Consider the following 1,063-nt stretch of genomic DNA (forward strand, 5'->3'; position numbering starts at 1 on the left):
GAGAGACGTATTATGATGCGTATTATTTTGCTAGGTCCACCTGGCGCTGGTAAAGGCACCCAAGCACAGTTTATTTCGAAAGAGTTTGATATCCCGCAAATCTCTACTGGCGATATGCTACGTGCAGCGATTAAAGAAGGTAGCGAGCTTGGTAAGCAAGCTGAAGGCATTATGAACGCAGGTGGTCTGGTTTCTGATGAACTTATCATCAACCTAGTAAAAGAGCGTATCTCTAAACCTGATTGTGCTAATGGCTGTATCCTTGATGGTTTTCCGCGTACCATCCCGCAAGCTCAAGCCCTTGCAGACGCTGACGTTGCTATCGATCATGTGGTCGAGATTAGCGTACCTGACGATGAGATTGTAAAGCGTCTATCTGGTCGCCGCCAACATCCAGGCTCGGGCCGTGTGTATCACGTCGATCATAATCCACCAAAGCAAGATGGTGTCGACGATATCACTGGCGAAGCACTTATCCAGCGCGAAGATGACAAAGAGTCTACTATTCGAGAACGCCTCGCCACTTATCATCAGCAGACATCAGCCTTGGTAGGTTTCTATCAAGACAAAGCCAAAGAAGGTGAAAACGCACCCAAATATGACAAGTTTGATGGTACACAAGCTATCGATGACGTCAAACAGCAAGTTTTGTCAGCGTTAAAAGGGTAATCGTTTTCTAATACCCTTTGGATTAATAAAAACCTTGCTCATTAGCAGGGTTTTTTGTTGATACTTTATAACTATACAATACTAAAAAGACCCGCCCATAAAAAAGCCATCTACCTAAGTGAGGAGATGGCTTTTTAAAAATATAAAATCTTTTTTGAAATTTATGCATTACCTTCAGCATCAACTTGCGCTTGTTGTTGGCTTTGCGCGTACGCTTGATCAAAATTGACTGGTGCAAGCAACAGCTGCGGGAAGCTACCACGAGTAACAATGTCACTAATGACTTCACGCGCATATGGGAACAACACATTAGGGCAATAAGCGCCTAAAATCTGTCCAATTTGATCATCAGGGATATTTTTTAATAAAAAGATACCTGCTTGATGAACCTCAG

2 protein-coding genes are annotated in these 1,063 nt (G+C 43.2%); one reads left to right on the forward strand and one right to left on the reverse strand.

All coding sequences use genetic code 11. The annotated features are described in order from the left end of the window. Window positions 1–12: 12 nt before the first annotated feature. Window positions 13–669 (forward strand): adenylate kinase, encoded by a 657-nt coding sequence (adk, locus tag ACS8FD_RS16520; protein WP_439261164.1) that lies wholly within the window; start codon window positions 13–15, stop codon window positions 667–669. A 161-nt stretch (window positions 670–830) separates the two neighbouring features. Here the strand turns inward: adk and ACS8FD_RS16525 are convergent. Then, the coding region (locus ACS8FD_RS16525; protein ID WP_439276642.1) for a protein-export chaperone SecB at window positions 831–1,063 on the reverse strand (233 nt) is incomplete at its 5' end.

Source organism: Psychrobacter sp. 1U2 (assembly GCF_051847575.1).

Coding starts and splice junctions, on each gene's coding strand:
- adk (WP_439261164.1), top strand. CDS start 13: ATGATGCGTATTATTTTGCTAGGTCCACCTGGCGCTGGTAAAGGCACC.